The organism is Burkholderia sp. WP9 (assembly GCF_900104795.1).
GTDB lineage: Bacteria > Pseudomonadota > Gammaproteobacteria > Burkholderiales > Burkholderiaceae > Paraburkholderia.
This window is the reverse complement of sequence record NZ_FNTG01000002.1, coordinates 3,481,587-3,497,116: the sequence shown is the minus strand read 5'-3', so window position 1 is coordinate 3,497,116 and position 15,530 is coordinate 3,481,587. Positions and strand designations below refer to the sequence as shown.

Here is a 15,530-nt window from a genome sequence, read left to right as displayed (position 1 = left end):
ACCCTGTTTAGTCACACCGCCGGAGAGGTGACCCCGCTTACAATGCAAGGTGCGCTGAGACGGGAGGTTGCCCGCCCGCTTCGAGCTGTTCGGCACGAACCCCGAGACGTAGCGTCACAACCTTTTCCGTCGGATCAGCAGCATGTATTCATCCACGTTCATTTTTGCCACGAAGCAATTCGACGACACGTTTCATCGTCTTGATCAGGAAATCGCGAAAGTCGCGAAGACGATACCGGGCTACCTGGGCGAAGAAACGTGGGAAAACAGCGCCAGCGGTTTGACGTCTAACGTGTATTACTGGCAATCGCTCGATGCGCTTCAAATGCTGATTCAGCATCCGGCGCATCGGGAGGCAAAAGCTGCTCAGTCGAACTGGCTGAACGGATACCAGGTGATTATTTCCGAAGTGATTCGGACCTATGGAGACGGCGCTCTCGAACATCTTCTCGGGTCGTCAGCAAAGAAATAACGCGACCACGCACGTGCTGTGGCCGTGATCCCACGCTCTCACCGATCTCACATCGCGCTCGCCGCGCGCACCTCCTCTTGTTATAATTCTTTCACCAAATCGAACAAAACATAACGCCCACCCACACATCGCGCGACAGGATCCCCATGCTGAAACCCGACCGCCTCCGCGCCCTTGCCGATGCGTTGGCAAGGCAAAACGTGATGCGCCTGCGCGACGCCGCTGGATTGCTGGGCGTTTCGGAAATGACTGTCCGGCGCGACATCGCAGGCAGTCCGGAACGGTTCACGTATCTTGGCGGCTATATCGTCAGCGCGACCGACGTACCCAATAACGCCGGCTACTCACTCGAAGAAGAAAAGGATCACTTCGCGCAGGCCAAGGCCGAAGCGTCGGCGGTCGCGGCGGGACTTATCGGCGATAACGAAACGCTGTTCATCGATTGCGGCACGACACTCACCACGCTGGCCCGGCTGATTCCGGTCGAGCGGCACGTCACGGTGGTGTGCTATTCGCTGAATGTCGCGGAGATTCTGCGGCGCAAACCGAATGTACGAATGATTCTGCTGGGCGGCGTCTACGTGCCCTCGTCAGATTCGTTCGCGGGTGAAGAAAGTCTGGAGATGCTGCGCCGCATGGGGATCAACAAGGCGTTCATTTCCGCCGGCGGCGTGGACGCTGCGCGCGGCGTCACCTGCTGGAATTTCCATGAGGTCGCGCTCAAGCAGGCAGCCATGGCAAGCGCGGTCGAACGGCATCTGGTGGTGGATCAGAGCAAGTTAGGCGTAGTCAAGGCGGTGCGCTTCTCGCAAGTCGACGACTTCGATTCCATCATCACCGAGAAAGGCCAGGAGCATCGCAAGCGCCGATAAGCGCACTTGCGGCCCGTGCATCGCGGGCCGCGACCGCGCAACGCACAGGTCGCAGCCCGGTCCTCAATTCTTGCGCTGCAAGGCGAAGAGCGTACCGGCGATCAGAATAAACGCGCCGATAATCACCTTCTGCCAGGTGCTCGGCACACCCACCAGAATCAGCACGCTGTTGATCAGCGTGACGAGCACCACGCCGAGCAACGTGCCGGCGACCGTGCCGGTGCCGCCCGTAATACGCGCGCCGCCCAGAATCACCGCGGCGATCACGTCGAGTTCCGAGCCCACCAGATCGAACGGATTCGCGAGCCGGTTGTTCGACACGTGCAGAATCCCTGCAATGCCGGCGAGCATGCCGGTATAGCCGAATACGAACAGATGGATCGCGCGCAGGTTGTAGCCGAGCCGTTCGGCAATCGCGAGGCTGCCGCCCATTGCATAAACGCCGCGTCCCATCATCGTGCGGTTCAACAGCCACCAGGTGAGCACCGCGGCCGCCACCAGCGCTACCACCGATACCGGCAACACGGCGCGCAAGCCGTCGGCGGTGTGATAGAAAAACAGCGGAATGCGGCCGAAATGATCCATGCTGTGCGGGATATTCATGAAGAACGTCGTGCCGATAAACGTCAGCAGCAGCCCGCGATACAGATATTGCGTGCCGATCGTGACGATCAGCGAAGGCGCTTTCAGCCGATGCACCAGCAGCCCGTTGACCACGCCGAGTACGATGCCGCCGAGCGCGCCCGTGATCAGAATCAGCGCGAACGGCGCATCCGGCCACCAGGCGAACACGGCTTTGGTGATGCCGTACATGGTCAGCGCGGCAATCGCGGTGAACGAGACGTCGATCCCGCCGGAGGCGAGCACCACGAGCGTGCCCAGCGCGAACAGCGACATCGTGGTGGCGGAGTGCAACAGATCGAACAGCGTGGCCAACTGGAAGAAGCGCGGATTGATCGCGCCGACAACCAGGCACGTCACCGCGATCAACGCGACGGTGAACCATTCGGGATTGCGCGCGAGCCTGGTCCGCAAACTCGGCGGCTTGACCTCGGGAGCGACTTCGACAACGGTCGGGGTGGTCATGGTCTGGTTCAGGCGCGAATCGATGCGCGAGTTCATGAGTGGAAACGTCCTTTATGCGGCTTCGGAAAGCAACGCGTGATACAGATCGGCTTCGCTCAGCGTGTCGGCCTGGTATTCGCTTGCCACGCGCCCTTTCTTCATCATCAGAATGCGGTCGCAGTTCTGCAACAGTTCGGGCAAATCGTCGCTGATCAGAATGATGCCGATGCCGCGTTGCGACAGGCGCTGCATGATGCGGTAAATAATGTCCTTCGAGCCGACGTCGACGCCGACCGTCGGCCCATGCAGGATCAGCACGCGGGGGTCGATGGCGAGCCAGCGGCCGATCAGCACGCGCTGCTGGTTGCCGCCCGACAGGGATTGCACGGGTTTGTCGACGCCCGGCGTGGCGATCTGCAAATCCTTCACGGTCTGTTCCGCGAGCGCCTGTGAGCGCGTGCGGTCGATCTGGCCGAAGCGGTCACGCAGGCTGGAGATCATCGCGGTGATCACATTGTCGCGAATCGACTTGTCGAGAAAAAGCCCTTCATTCAGGCGGTCTTCCGGTACATAGCCGATGCGATGCGCTTTCGCGTCCGAGGGCGTGCGCAGTGAAACGGCCTTGCCGTCGAGCGTGACCTGCCCGGATTGAGCCGGCGCGACGCCCGCCAGCGCACGCGCGAGTTCGTTGCGCCCCGAATCGAGCAGGCCGGTAATGCCGAGAATCTCGCCGCCGTGCAGTGAGAACGACACATCGCTGAACTGGCCGGCGCGCGTATAACCTCGCACGTCGAGCACGACGTTGCGCTCGCATGCGCCTTCGCGATAACGCTCGCTCGACAGATGCCTGCCTGTCATCAGCTCGCTGATCTGCGCCTTGGTGAATTGCGCGATCGGCCCTTGCGCCATTTTCTGCCCGTCGCGCAGCACGATTACTTCGCCGCCGATCGCGTAGCACTCGTCGAGTTTGTGGCTCACGAACAGGACAGTGACGCCCTGCGCGCGCAGATTGGCGAGCACGGCAATCAGATTGTCGACCTCCTTCTGCGTGAGCGAGGTGGTGGGCTCGTCCATGATGACGAACTTGGCCTCGCTGGCAATCGCGCGGGCAATCGCCACGAGTTGCCGGGTGGCGAGCGGCAATTGCTCGATGAGCGTTGCCTGAAATTCTGCGCTGCCCGGCAGCCCGACCGCTTCGAGCGCGCGTGCCGCCGTGCGCGCCAGTTCGCGCCGGTCGAAGGTGCGGGCGAGCTTGCCCGCGTGCGTGGCCAGCTCCGAGGTGAGCGCGACGTTTTCAGCCACGTTCATATTGGGCAGCAGCGAAAGATCCTGATACACGGTTTCGATACCGGCAGCGAGCGATTCGAGCGCGGAGAGCCGCGCGTGCCGCACGCCTTCGATCACGAGCTCGCCTTCATCAGGTGGCTGTGCGCCGGAGATGATCTTGATGAGCGTGCTCTTGCCGCAGCCGTTTTCACCCAGCAGGTGATAGATCTGACCGCGCTCGAACGACAGGCTCACGCCGCGCAGCGCATACACGCCGGTGAAGCGCTTGTGCACGCCGACCACCTGGAGAAACGGTTGCGGCGTGTCGGACTGCGGTGACTTCGGTGAGGTTGCGTCTTGATTCATGGTGACGAGTCGCAAGTTGTGGCGTCCCCTTTGGGGGACGCCGTGACACATGAAGCCAAAGCCCGATCAGAACGGATACTGCTTGTAGTTCGTCTTGTCGACGTTCACCCAGCCCTGACCGCGCACGATGATGCCCTTGCCCGGTCCTTTCGCGACCGTCACCTTCGTGTAGCCCGGAATGCCGAGATCGGCGCCGTTCTCGACCGTCTTGCCGTCGATCAGCATCTGCGCGACCTTGTTCATGGCGATGCCCGCGAGCTTCGGATCCCAGAATGCGATGCCATTAATGGCGCCGCTTTCGAGGAACTTGCCGGCTTCAGTCGGCAGGCCAGTGCCGTACACGCAGATCTTGCCCTGCATACCCGCCTCTTCCACCGCCCGGCCAATGCCGATCACGTCGAGCGACGACGAGCCCTGGAAGCCCTTCAGGTCTGGATGCTTGCGCAGCACTTCCTTCGCGACTTCATAGGCGCGTTCGCCGTCGTTGTTGGTTTCGAGCTTCGGCTCGACCAGGTTCATCTTCGGATACTTCGCCTTGGCGTTGCCGATGCCGCCGTCCGCCCACTGCACCTGCGAGCGGCTGCCGAGCGAGCCGACCAGCACGGCCCATTTCCCGTCGTCGTGCATGCACGAGGCGAGCCGTTCGTTCAGGCCGGCCCCGTAGGCGGTGTTGTCGAACGCTTCGATGTCCACCATCGTGTTCTTGGCGTTGTCGGCTTCATGCGTGACCACCTTGATGCCGCGATCCATCGCTTTCTTGAGCGCCGGTTCGAGCGTCGGCGGATCGTAGGGCACCACGGCGATCGCCGTCACCTTCTTGGCGATCAGGTCTTCGATGATTTTCAGTTGCTGGGCCGCATCCGCCCGGCCGGGGCCGGTCTGATACGCGTTGACACCGGGGTTGTCCTTGGCGAACTGCTTCACGCCGTCGTCCATGCGGTTGAACCAGTTGATGCCGGTCACCTTGACGACCGTGACGATGGTCTCGTTGGTGGCAGCCTGCGCTGCGGCGATGACGCCAATCGTCAATGCGCCTGCTGCGAGCGCGGCACCCAGTCGAGTCAATTTCATGCGATGTCTCCTTTTTGGTTCGATGTCGCCCATTTCACCGTCGCGGACAGCCAGGGCTCGTTGTCCGCCGTGTACTGAAACCTTTGTCCGGCGCCCGCTAACGCTTGGGCGCCGCATTCGCCGAGGCACCTGCGCCCGCGCCACCGCCGAAGCCGAAAATCGCGCGCACCCGTTCGCCGCCCGCAAACGCGAGCGACAGCAGCAACAGAAACCCCCACGCGCAATCGCCGAAGAACTGCGATACGCCCATCAGATTGAACAGGCTGGAGAGAAACTGCAGCACCGTCGCGGCGAAAAATACGCAGATGATGCGGCCGTGCCCGCCGGCGGGATTCACGCCGCCCATCACGGCAATCAGGATCGCGATCAGCAGATAGGAGTTGCCGTAGTCCCATTTCGCGCTGGACGTATGCGTCGCGCTGATCAGCCCGGCCAGCGACGCAAGCACGCCGCACATGGCATAGGTCATGATCAGCATCCGCGCGCGCGGAATGCCGGCATAGAACGCCGCTTTGGGATTGGTGCCCATCAGATACAGACGCAGGCCGAACGGGCTGCGTTTGAGCAGCCAGCCCAGCACGATCACGGCCGCGATAAAGATGCAGAACGCGATCGGCACCTGAAACACCGTACCGTTACCGATATTCGACAACGGGTCCACGTAATCCACATGTACGGAAGCGCCATTGCTGAGCACCACCGCGAAGCCGGTAAACAGCAACTGCGTGCCGAGCGTGCAGAGAATCGGCGTGAGTCTGAGCCGTGCGATCACCACGCCGTTCAGCAGCCCGCCGAGCAGGCCCATCGCCACCACGATCACGCAGAAGAGCGACGTGTAGAGCGCGGGCGAGTCGTCGCCGCTGACGAAGCGCGGCACGATCAGTGCGGCGACCATGCCGGACAGATTGGCGAGCCCGACCCCGGACAGGTCGATGCCGCCGTTGCCCGACACCATGGAGAGCATGATGCCGAGCGCCAGCAGGCCGAGTTCGGGCAACTGCCCGCCCATCGACTGCAGATTGTCGATATCGACGAACTGGCCGTGCGAAAGCCACGTCGCGACGAGCACGACGAGCACGTTGACGATCAGCAGAAAATTCAGTTGCCGGTCGCCGAACAGTTTTCCAGCGGTGAACGTGGACTTCATGGTGACGATACGCTCCTTCAACCTTCGCAATCGATCAGGATGCCTGGGACATGCCGGCCGGCTGGTTCGGCTGCGTCGGCTGCTTCAATACCTGGTTCACTTCGTCGAGCGTCGGCATGGAAGGCGCCGTGCCCGGACGCGTCACGGAAATGCCGGCGAGCGCGCAACCGAAACGCAATGCGGTAACCGCGTCGTCGCCGCGCGCGAGCGCGGCCGCGAAGCCGCCTGTGAAGCCATCCCCCGCGCCGGCGGTTTCCACCACACGGCCGCAGTGGTACGCGGGCACGAGAATCGATTGCGTCGCCGAATGCAGCAGTGCGCCACCCTCGCCCAGCGTAACGATGACGGTGCCGACGCCTTTGGCGAGCAGCACGTCGGCGGCGCGCCGGGCGTCGTCGGCATTCGCGATCGGCACGCCGGTGAGCGCGGTCGCTTCGGTTTCATTCGGGGTGATGTAATCGCACAGCGGGAAGATGCCGTCGTCGAGCGGCAACGCGGGCGCCGGATTGAACACGGTGATGACGCCATGCCGGCGCGCCACTTCGAGGCCGCGCCGCGCGGCCTCGAGCGGCTGTTCGAGCTGCGTGACGAAAACACGGGCAGAGGCGATATCGGCTTCGATTGCGTCGACATCGGCGGGCTCCATCGTGCCGGCCGCGCCGGATGCGACGATGATCGCGTTCATGCCGGTGTTGTCGTCGACGAAGATATGCGCCGCGCCCGTCGAGACGCCCTCGATCACCGAGGCGCGCGCCGTGATGCCTTCCGCGGCCCACGTGGCGCGCGCAATGGCGCCGAACGCGTCGTCGCCGATGCGGGTGCAGAACACCACGTCGGCGCCCGCGCGCGCGGCGGCCACCGCCTGATTCGAGCCCTTGCCGCCTGGCCCCATCGCGAACGCCGAGCCCGCGATGGTCTCGCCGATCTGCGGCATACGGTCGGCGCGAAACGTCAGATCGGTGACGTAGATGCCGAGAATGACGACGCGTCCGTTTTGTTGCGAAGACGTATTCATGCGCGTTCCCCTTGCTCCTGAACAGCCGGGTTCAAGGGAATGTCTTGCGGCGCCAGAGATGCGCGCGGCACCTCGGCATTGAACAGCAGATCCAGATTTTTCAGCACGTTGTCTCCTCCATTTTCTGGTTGGCGTGCATGTCGTTCAGCGTGTCGGTACGGCGGCCTGTCAGTCGCCGTACGGTATCCAGATGTTCTTCACCTGCACGGCCTGACGCAGGAACGGCCGGCCTTCGCTCGAACGGTCGAACCAGTCGAACTGGCGGCCATGATCGACGAATGTCCGCTTCAGATTGCCAATCGATTCGCGCTCCACCAGCGTCGAATCCGCCGTGCTGCCGAAGCACCAGAGCGCATCCACATCGTCGTGCTTCGCGAGCGCCGGCAGCAACGCGCCGCGTTCGCCAGTGACGATGTTCAGCACGCCACCGGGCACGTCCGAGGTTTCGGCGACCTGATAGAAATCCGTGACCGTGAGCGGCGACGCCTCGCTCGGCACCACCACCACGCGGTTGCCCATGGCCAGCGCGGGCGCCGCCAACGAGACGAAACCGAGCAGCGGCGCTTCGTCGGGACAGGCAATGCCGATCACGCCGAGCGGCTCATGCATAGCCAGCGCAACACCACGCAGCGGCGGCGTATGCACGGCGCCGTCGAACTTGTCGGCCCACGCGGCGTAAGTGAAGAGACGCTGTACCGAAGCGTCCACTTCCGCTCGCGCCGCGCCCTCCGTCGCACCGTTTCGCACCATGAGCTGGCGCACGAATTCGTCCGCGCGCACGGCCAGGTTTTCCGCCAGATAGAACAGCACCTGCGCGCGGTTATGCGTGCTCGCCTGCGACCACTTCTGCGCGGCGCGTGCTGCTTCGACCGCGTTGCGGATGTCCTTGCGATTGCCTGCGGCCACTTCGCCGACGGGCGTGCCGTCCGGCGCGTGAACCGGCAGCGAATAGCCGCTGTCCGGCCGCGCCTGCTTGCCGCCGATAAAGAGCTTCGCGGTGCGGTCGATCGATGCAACGTTGGACAATGGGTCGAGCGTGGCGGTGGCGCCACCCGCGCTGCCGTCCGGGTTGCGCGTTGTCCGGCGCTCCGGAAGATTGAGCCAGGCTCGCGGTTTCAGGTATTCGTAGATGCCCTCACGTCCGCCTTCGCGGCCATACCCCGATTCGCGATAACCGCCGAAGCCGACCGCCGCGTCGAACAGATTCGTCGCGTTGATCCAGACGACGCCGCACGCCAGACGCGGCGCGACATCGAGCGCGCGGCCGATGGTTTCGCTCCACACACTCGCGGCGAGTCCGTAGCGCGAGTTGTTGGCGAGCGCAATCGCTTCGTCGGGCGTGCGAAAGCTCATCGTCACCAGCACCGGTCCGAAGATCTCTTCCTGCGCCAGCGTGGACGCCGGCGCCACGCCGGTCACGAGCGTCGGCGGATAGAAGCAGCCGCCGGCCGGCAACGTCGTCTCGGGCGACTGCCAGACCGAGCAGCCTTCACGACGGCCGGTTTCCACCAGCGACTGGATGCGCTCGAGCTGCACTGGATCGACGATCGCGCCGAGGTCGATGCTCTTGTCGAGCGACGAGCCCACGCGCAGCGTCTCCATGCGCCGTTTCAGCTTCGCGATGAATCGCGCTTCGACGCCTTCCTGCACCAGCAGCCGCGAGCCCGCGCAACACACTTGGCCCTGGTTGAACCAGATCGCGTCGACGACGCCTTCCACCGCGCCGTCCAGATCCGCGTCGTCGAACACGATGAAGGGCGACTTGCCGCCGAGTTCGAGCGTCAGCGATTTGCCCGAACCGGCCGTGGCCGAACGGATAAGCCGGCCGACTTCCGTCGAACCGGTGAAGGCGATCTTGTCCACGTCAGGATGCTCGACCAAAGCCGCGCCCGTGCGCCCGTCACCGGTGACGACATTCAGCACGCCGGCCGGCAAACCCGCACGATGCGCGAGTTCGGCGAACAACAACGCCGTGAGCGGCGTGTATTCCGCTGGCTTCAGGACCACGCAATTGCCCATGGCGATGGCCGGTGCGATCTTCCACGCAAGCATGAGCAGCGGAAAATTCCACGGCACGATTTGCCCGATCACGCCGAGCGGCGCCTGGTCGGCGAACTCGCTCTCCTGCAACTGGGCCCAACCCGCGTGATGCAGAAAGTGGCGCGCGACGAGCGGCACGTCGATATCGCGCGTTTCGCGGATCGGCTTGCCGTTATCGAGCGCTTCGAGCACGGCGAACAGCCGGCTATGACGCTGCACCATGCGCGCGAGCGCATACAGATGGCGCGCGCGTCCCGCGCCGCCCAACGCGAACCAGCCTGGCTGCGCGGCGCGCGCGGCGGCCACCGCGGCGTCGATATCGGCCGCATCGCCCTGGGCGATATCGGCAAGCTGCTCGCCCGTGGCGGGTGCGTGCGAGGCGAAGCGCTCATCGGTTGCGGGCGCATGCCACGCACCGCCGATGAAATGCCCGAAACGGCTCTCATGCTGCGCCAGCCAGGCGCGCGCGGGTTGATCGTCCTCGGGTGCGGGACCGTACTCCATCGATGAAAAATACTCGGCTACGCTCATGGGATCGGTCTTCTGTTCAGGCTACGGGGTGACGGTTGAAAGCGGAGTAACGGCCGCTCACGTAATGTTCGAGCTGGCGTTCGATATCGGCCAGCAGGCTCGATGCGCCGATCCGGAAGAGTTCCGGTTCGAGCCACGCACGGCCGAGTTCTTCTTTCATCAGGATCTGATACGACAGCACCGACTTCGCCGTCGACACGCCGCCCGCCGGCTTGAAGCCGATCAGCACGCCGGTGCGCTCCTGGTACTCGCGGATCATGCGCACCATGACGAGCGACACATCCAGCGTCGCATTGACGCCTTCCTTGCCGGTGGAGGTCTTGATGAAGTCGGCGCCGGCCATCATGCAGACCATCGAGGCGCGCGCCACATTCGACAGCGTGCGAATGTCGCCGGTGGCGAGAATCGCCTTCAGATGCGCCGGGCCGCAGGCCGCGCGGAAGTCTCGCACTTCGTCGTAGAGCGCCTGCCAGTTGCCGGTCAGCACATATTCACGCGTCACGACGATATCGATTTCCCGCGCGCCGTCCGCGACCGAGGCTTCGATCTCTCTCAGCTTCAGCGGATGCGGAATCAGCCCGGCGGGGAAACCCGTGGAGACCGCCGCAACCGGAATGCCGCTGCCGTGTAGCGCATCGACTGCCGCCGCAACGAAGCGGTGATAGACACACACCGCGCCCGTCGTGATGCCTTGCGGCGCGATGCCGAGCGCTTCGAGCAGATCGGCGCGCACCGGTTGGCGCGCTTTCGCGCAGAGGCGGCGCACGCGCCCCTCGGTGTCGTCACCGTTGAGCGTGGTGAGGTCGATGCAGGTGATGGCCTTCAGCAGCCACGCCGCCTGTGCATCTTTCTTGACGCTGCGGCGCGTGCCGAGTGTGGCGGTGCGCCGTTCCACGGCCGACTGATTGACGCGCAGGCCGTCGAGCCACGAGGCGTCGAACGGCATGCCGGGATTGCGCACCGGATGAACGAGCGGTGTGCCGCGCAGCGCGACGACCGAGGAAGACTGCAATGGAGCTTCTGGCATAAGACATCCGAAAATATGATGCGACGCACAACAGCCGCCGGCAATTTGTTCGCACTTATGCTACAACGATTGATAGAATCATAACAAGCTTTGCGAGCAATCATGACATCAACAAGCGGATAAACGCGCTTAGTGCCCGCCAATGTTATTGACGCACCATATTCATGATGCGAAGATCACAACACGGTTGTCGGCCGGCTAGCGTTAGATAAAGAAAAGAATGTCGTCGCGTGGACGAAGGAGACATGCCAGATGAGTGAGCCGGTTGCGGTCGCGGCCGCGTCATCGCCTCAAGTTCCATTGATCCGTGTTGCGGGCGTCACCAAGCGATTTGGCGGCGTGCAAGCGCTGCGCGGCGTCAACCTCGAAGTGTTTCCCGGCGAAGTCCATGCGCTGCTCGGCGAAAACGGCGCGGGCAAGTCCACGCTGATCAAGATCCTCAGCGGCGTGCATGCGTATGACGACGGCGTGATCGAAATCGCCGGCCAGAAAGTGGCGTTCGACTCGCCGGCGCAATCGCGCGATGCGGGTGTCGCCGTGGTCTATCAGGACCTGAGTCTCGTCGAATCGCTCTCGGTTGGCGCCAATCTCATGTTGGGCCGCGAGCCCCGCACACGCCTCGGCTTCGTGAAGAACCGCCAGCTCATGGCCACGGTGGGCGAATTCTTGCGCTCGCATGGCATCCCGCTCGATCCGAAGACACAGGTCGGTGCGCTGCCCTTCGCCTACCGGCAAATGACGGAGATCTGCAAAGCCTTGATGGGCGAAGTGCGGGTTCTGATTCTCGACGAACCCACTTCCGCATTGACTGGCGGCGAAGAGCAGATTCTGTTCGAAGCGATTCGCGCGGTCACGGCGCGCGGCGTGGGCGTGATCTATGTGACGCACCGGTTGAACGAGGTGTTCCGGATTTCGCAGCGCGTTACCGTGTTCCGTGACGGCGCCAATGCCGGCACGTTCGAGACTTCGAAAACGGATATGAAGCAACTGGTGGCGGCGATCGTCGGCTCCGGTCATGCCGCGTTGCAGGCACGGCAGAAGACCGCCGTGGGCGATGGCGTGATTGCCGCAGAACCGGCCAAGGCATCGGCTGTCCACGATGAAGCGGCTGATGCCACCGCCGCGCCCGTGCTCAAGCTATCGGACGTCAGCAACGACCGGCTGCGTCACGTCGATCTATTGCTTCGCCGCGGCGAAATCCACGGGCTCGCGGGGCTGATCGGCAGCGGGCGCAGCGAGATTCTGCAAACCATCTTTGGTCTTCGCACGGTCGACACCGGCGCCATCGAGATCGACGGTCGCGCGCGTTCGCGCATCACGCCCGCCGAAGCCATTCAACTCGGCGTGGCACTGGTGCCGGAGGACCGTCATCTCGAAGGGCTCGTGCTCGATCATTCGATCGAACGCAATCTGACACTGCCGCGCCTGCCGCATTTTTCCCGCTGGGGATGGTTGCGCAGTCAGGCGGCTGTGCAGCAGGCAAAGCGCTCCATGAAGGAGCTGTCCGTCAAGGCGCCCGGCCCTTCCACCGCGGTCAAGTTTCTATCCGGCGGCAATCAGCAGAAAGTGGTGTTCGCGAAGTGGAACCACCCGCGCCCGCGCGTCCTTCTACTCGACGAACCGACGGTCGGCGTCGACGTGGGCGCGCGCGAGGAAATCTACGGCGTGGTGAATGATGCCGCCCATGCCGGAACCGGCGTGCTCGTCGTGTCCTCCGACCTGGATGAACTCTTGCGCCTGTGCGACCGGATCTCGATTGTCGCGGACGGCTCGATCGTCAAAACCGTCGAGCGCGCCGAACTTGCCAACGCCGAGGCGTTGCATCACCTGATCCAACTGTCCCGTTCTTCCATCGAGGCGCACGCAACATGAACGAATCCGTCTCGCCGCTGACGTCCGAACGGCAGGCATCGCCGCCGCAGAAAAGCCGTATGCGGCGCATCGCGCGAGCCCTGCTGCAAGGCGACCGGCCCTATGCGCTCTATGCTGCGTTCGCGATTCTGCTGGTGGTGTTCAGCTTCGCGTCGCCATGGTTCCTGTCTATCGACAACTTCCTGAATATCGGCCGGCAAACCGCGCTCGTTTCCATCATCGCGATCGGCATGACCTTCGTGATCATTGCGCGGCAGATCGATCTGTCGGTGGGATCGACGTTGGCGCTCTCGGGCATGTCCGCCGCGCTCGCCATGACCTATCTGGGCAACAACTGGGTGATCGGCGCGATCGCCGGGATCGGCACCGGCGCGATTGTCGGCGCGATCAATGGGATCGTGACCACGCGGGTCAACATTCCTTCGTTTCTGGTCACGCTCGGCACATTGAGCGCCGCGCGCGGACTCGCGCTGATGGTCACGACCACCAAGCCCGTGATCATCGACAACGACTCGTTTATCGCGATCTTCGGCGAAGGCGACATTTTCGGCGTGCCGGTGCCGATCATCTGGACGCTGCTCGCCGTGATCGCGGGCATTCTGCTGCTGCACTACAGCGTGTTCGGACGGCAGATCTATGCGGCGGGCGGCAATCCGACCGCCGCGCTCTATTCGGGCATCAACACGCGGCGCGTAACCACCCTCGCCTTCATTCTCACCGGCATGCTGGCCGGGCTCGCCGCGCTCGTGCTTTCCGCCCGCTCGCATGCGGCGCGGCCCGATGTGGTGCAAGGCATGGAACTGGATGTGATCGCCTCCGTCACGCTCGGCGGCTGCAGTCTGTTCGGCGGCCGCGGCTTCGTGCTGGGGACGCTGCTTGGCAGTCTGATCATCGGCACGCTCAATAACGGACTGGTGCTGCTCGGCGTCAGTTCGTCGCTGCAACTGGTGATCAAGGGCGTGATCATCGTCGCGGCGGTTGCGTTTACCAGGAAATAGCGAGCGGTAGCGCAGTAATGCCGTCACGGCGGCCGCTCGCGAGCAGACGTAGTTCGGACGTGAAGACCAACGGAGGAGAGACATGAAACAACATCGTGGTTCAAGCAAAGCGTTAGCCAGTGTCATGGCGGCGGCGGCCGTCGCATGTCTGGCTTCCTCGGGCGCTTACGCGCAGTGTGTGACCAGCCTGCCCACCGGATCGATCGGACCGAAGACGATCGTGGGGCAAGGGCCGAACGGCGAAAAAGCCGCGTCGGTGGATGCCGTGAAGCTGACCGACGCCGACATCGCCAAAATCAAAGCCGGCAAATTCAAGGTCGGCATTTCCATGCAGACCATGAATCTCGACTGGTCGCAACTGCAGGTGCAAGGCATTACCGATACGCTGAAAAAATACGGCGTGGAAGTGATCGGTACGGCCTCCGCTGAGTATCAGGTCGACAAGCAGATCGCCGATATCGAGAACACGATCCAGCGCCACCCGGACGGCATCATCTCGATTCCGGTGGACGGCACGGCAACGGCCGCCACCTACAAGAAGGTGTCCGCGGCCGGCATCAAACTCGTGTTCATGGACAACGTGCCGACCGGCCTGAAGCATCCCGAGCAATACGCCGCGATGATCTCGGCGGACAGCGAAGGCAACGGCCAGATCGCGGCGAAAGTACTCGCCTCGTGCGTGCCGCAAGGCGCCACGGTCGGGCTCGTGAATTTCGGCGTGGACTACTTCAGCACGACCGAGCGCACCAAGGCCGTCAACGACTGGCTGAAGAAGAACCGTCCGGACATCAAGATCAAGCAGGTCGCTTTCACGGACCCGTCGAAAGTCGGGCAGATCGCGGGCGACTTCCTGACCGGCAATCCGGACGTGAAGGGACTCTTCGCTGTCTGGGACCAACCGGCACTGGACACGCTCACCTCGATGCGCGCACAAGGCGTGACGATTCCCGTGACGACGGTCGACCTCGGTTTGCAATCCGCGATCGAGATCGCCAAGGGCGGGCCGCTCAAGGCCACCGGCTCGCAACGTCCGTACGACCAGGGCGTAGCCGAAGCGCTGGCGATGATGAAGGCGCTCATCGGCCAGACCCCGCCGGCGTGGATCGGCGTGCAGTCTTTGCCGGTGGTTCAGTCGAACGTGCTCGAGTCGTATAAGACGGTATTCAAGAAAGACCCGCCGCCCCAGCTTGCCGACGCCTGCAAGAAGGCCAAGCCGGCTTGCGGCTGACAGGCGCGAGCCGCCCTGCATCATCGCGCTCTTCTCCTTGAGCGTCCGAACGCCGGCTAGGCTGGCCGGCGTCGGGCGCGAATCGTGCTACTCGATAGACCTACCAAGTCGATTCGAACAAGGAGAAAAGATGACCCTGCTCATTTATCTGGTTGGCTGGATCATTCTGATCGGCGGCGTGGCCTGGGGCTTGATGGCCATGCACGTCGCTCAACATACGATTGCCATCGTCGCCGTGATCCTGCTCGGCGTCGCGGTCATTACCGGCGCGACACGCGCACGCAGCCGCGACCGTTCATAGCACCGGCGCCTTCCCTGCCGTCCGCGCCGGGCAACCCGCACCGGCGCCGGCCCCGTTCCAGCCAACCGAACCGCGTCGGCGCCGTTCCCGCCATGCGAACCGCGCCGGCATCATCCCTGCCGTACTCAATCGCATGGATTTCCCGATTTCGCTTCACTTCGGCAGCCGTCGGCGGTTCCCCGTCGACGGCTGCCCGTCAGAACCCCGCGTGAGGCCGCGCCATATCGCCGTCACCGGGAACCCGCCCGCGGATAACAGA

At 63.5% G+C, this 15,530-nt stretch carries 13 protein-coding genes; 6 read left to right on the top strand and 7 right to left on the bottom strand.

The genetic code is table 11. The features are described from left to right. Positions 1-142 precede the first annotated feature (142 nt). Positions 143-472, top strand: coding sequence for an antibiotic biosynthesis monooxygenase family protein (locus BLW71_RS36655; protein ID WP_091808437.1), 330 nt, complete (start codon positions 143-145; stop codon positions 470-472). Positions 473-618: 146 nt separating this feature from the next. Next, positions 619-1,344: a DeoR/GlpR family DNA-binding transcription regulator gene (locus BLW71_RS36650; protein ID WP_091808435.1), complete on the top strand. Its 726-nt coding sequence runs from the start codon at positions 619-621 to the stop codon at positions 1,342-1,344. Between the two features lie 63 nt (positions 1,345-1,407). Here BLW71_RS36650 and BLW71_RS36645 read toward each other — a convergent pair whose 3' ends face one another. The 7 genes from BLW71_RS36645 to deoC form a co-directional block, all read right to left on the bottom strand. Then, a complete protein-coding gene (locus BLW71_RS36645; protein WP_091808433.1) occupies positions 1,408-2,466 on the bottom strand; it encodes an ABC transporter permease in 1,059 nt (352 codons plus the stop codon). Between the two features lie 15 nt (positions 2,467-2,481). Next, positions 2,482-4,041, bottom strand: coding sequence for a sugar ABC transporter ATP-binding protein (locus BLW71_RS36640; RefSeq protein WP_091808431.1), 1,560 nt, complete (start codon positions 4,039-4,041; stop codon positions 2,482-2,484). Between the two features lie 66 nt (positions 4,042-4,107). Further along, on the bottom strand, positions 4,108-5,112 hold the full coding sequence (locus BLW71_RS36635) for an autoinducer 2 ABC transporter substrate-binding protein (protein ID WP_091808430.1): 1,005 nt from the start codon (positions 5,110-5,112) through the stop codon (positions 4,108-4,110). A 97-nt stretch (positions 5,113-5,209) separates the two neighbouring features. After that, positions 5,210-6,259: an ABC transporter permease gene (locus BLW71_RS36630; RefSeq protein WP_091808428.1), complete on the bottom strand. Its 1,050-nt coding sequence runs from the start codon at positions 6,257-6,259 to the stop codon at positions 5,210-5,212. A gap of 34 nt (positions 6,260-6,293) precedes the next feature. Then, entirely contained in the window at positions 6,294-7,274 is a 981-nt protein-coding gene (gene rbsK / locus BLW71_RS36625; RefSeq protein ID WP_091808426.1) for a ribokinase, read from the bottom strand. 168 nt (positions 7,275-7,442) lie between these two features. Further along, positions 7,443-9,845, bottom strand: a complete 2,403-nt coding sequence (locus tag BLW71_RS36620; protein WP_091808424.1) for an aldehyde dehydrogenase family protein — start codon at positions 9,843-9,845, stop codon at positions 7,443-7,445. A 16-nt stretch (positions 9,846-9,861) separates the two neighbouring features. Beyond that, a complete protein-coding gene (gene deoC / locus BLW71_RS36615; protein ID WP_091808421.1) occupies positions 9,862-10,872 on the bottom strand; it encodes a deoxyribose-phosphate aldolase in 1,011 nt (336 codons plus the stop codon). A 252-nt stretch (positions 10,873-11,124) separates the two neighbouring features. Here deoC and BLW71_RS36610 point away from each other — a divergent pair, with 252 nt between their 5' ends. The 4 genes from BLW71_RS36610 (at position 11,125) to BLW71_RS41850 (ending at position 15,271) form a co-directional block, all read left to right on the top strand. Beyond that, complete coding sequence (locus tag BLW71_RS36610) at positions 11,125-12,744, top strand: sugar ABC transporter ATP-binding protein (RefSeq protein WP_091808419.1); 1,620 nt, start codon at positions 11,125-11,127, stop codon at positions 12,742-12,744. Continuing rightward, complete coding sequence (locus BLW71_RS36605) at positions 12,741-13,742, top strand: ABC transporter permease (RefSeq protein WP_091808418.1); 1,002 nt, start codon at positions 12,741-12,743, stop codon at positions 13,740-13,742. The genes BLW71_RS36610 and BLW71_RS36605 overlap by 4 nt, the downstream gene beginning before the upstream one ends. 82 nt (positions 13,743-13,824) lie before the next feature. Beyond that, positions 13,825-14,970 carry a substrate-binding domain-containing protein gene (locus BLW71_RS36600; RefSeq protein ID WP_091808417.1) on the top strand — a complete coding sequence of 382 codons (1,146 nt, stop codon included), beginning with the start codon at positions 13,825-13,827 and terminating at the stop codon, positions 14,968-14,970. Positions 14,971-15,100: 130 nt separating this feature from the next. Then, a complete protein-coding gene (locus BLW71_RS41850; protein WP_177205174.1) occupies positions 15,101-15,271 on the top strand; it encodes a hypothetical protein in 171 nt (56 codons plus the stop codon). Positions 15,272-15,530: the final 259 nt, after the last annotated feature.

Coding starts and splice junctions, on each gene's coding strand:
- BLW71_RS36655 (WP_091808437.1), top strand. CDS start 143: ATGTATTCATCCACGTTCATTTTTGCCACGAAGCAATTCGACGACACG.
- BLW71_RS36610 (WP_091808419.1), top strand. CDS start 11,125: ATGAGTGAGCCGGTTGCGGTCGCGGCCGCGTCATCGCCTCAAGTTCCA.
- BLW71_RS41850 (WP_177205174.1), top strand. CDS start 15,101: ATGACCCTGCTCATTTATCTGGTTGGCTGGATCATTCTGATCGGCGGC.
- BLW71_RS36645 (WP_091808433.1), bottom strand. CDS start 2,466: ATGAACTCGCGCATCGATTCGCGCCTGAACCAGACCATGACCACCCCG.
- BLW71_RS36600 (WP_091808417.1), top strand. CDS start 13,825: ATGAAACAACATCGTGGTTCAAGCAAAGCGTTAGCCAGTGTCATGGCG.
- BLW71_RS36605 (WP_091808418.1), top strand. CDS start 12,741: ATGAACGAATCCGTCTCGCCGCTGACGTCCGAACGGCAGGCATCGCCG.
- BLW71_RS36650 (WP_091808435.1), top strand. CDS start 619: ATGCTGAAACCCGACCGCCTCCGCGCCCTTGCCGATGCGTTGGCAAGG.
- BLW71_RS36630 (WP_091808428.1), bottom strand. CDS start 6,259: ATGAAGTCCACGTTCACCGCTGGAAAACTGTTCGGCGACCGGCAACTG.
- rbsK (WP_091808426.1), bottom strand. CDS start 7,274: ATGAATACGTCTTCGCAACAAAACGGACGCGTCGTCATTCTCGGCATC.
- BLW71_RS36640 (WP_091808431.1), bottom strand. CDS start 4,041: ATGAATCAAGACGCAACCTCACCGAAGTCACCGCAGTCCGACACGCCG.
- deoC (WP_091808421.1), bottom strand. CDS start 10,872: ATGCCAGAAGCTCCATTGCAGTCTTCCTCGGTCGTCGCGCTGCGCGGC.
- BLW71_RS36635 (WP_091808430.1), bottom strand. CDS start 5,112: ATGAAATTGACTCGACTGGGTGCCGCGCTCGCAGCAGGCGCATTGACG.
- BLW71_RS36620 (WP_091808424.1), bottom strand. CDS start 9,845: ATGAGCGTAGCCGAGTATTTTTCATCGATGGAGTACGGTCCCGCACCC.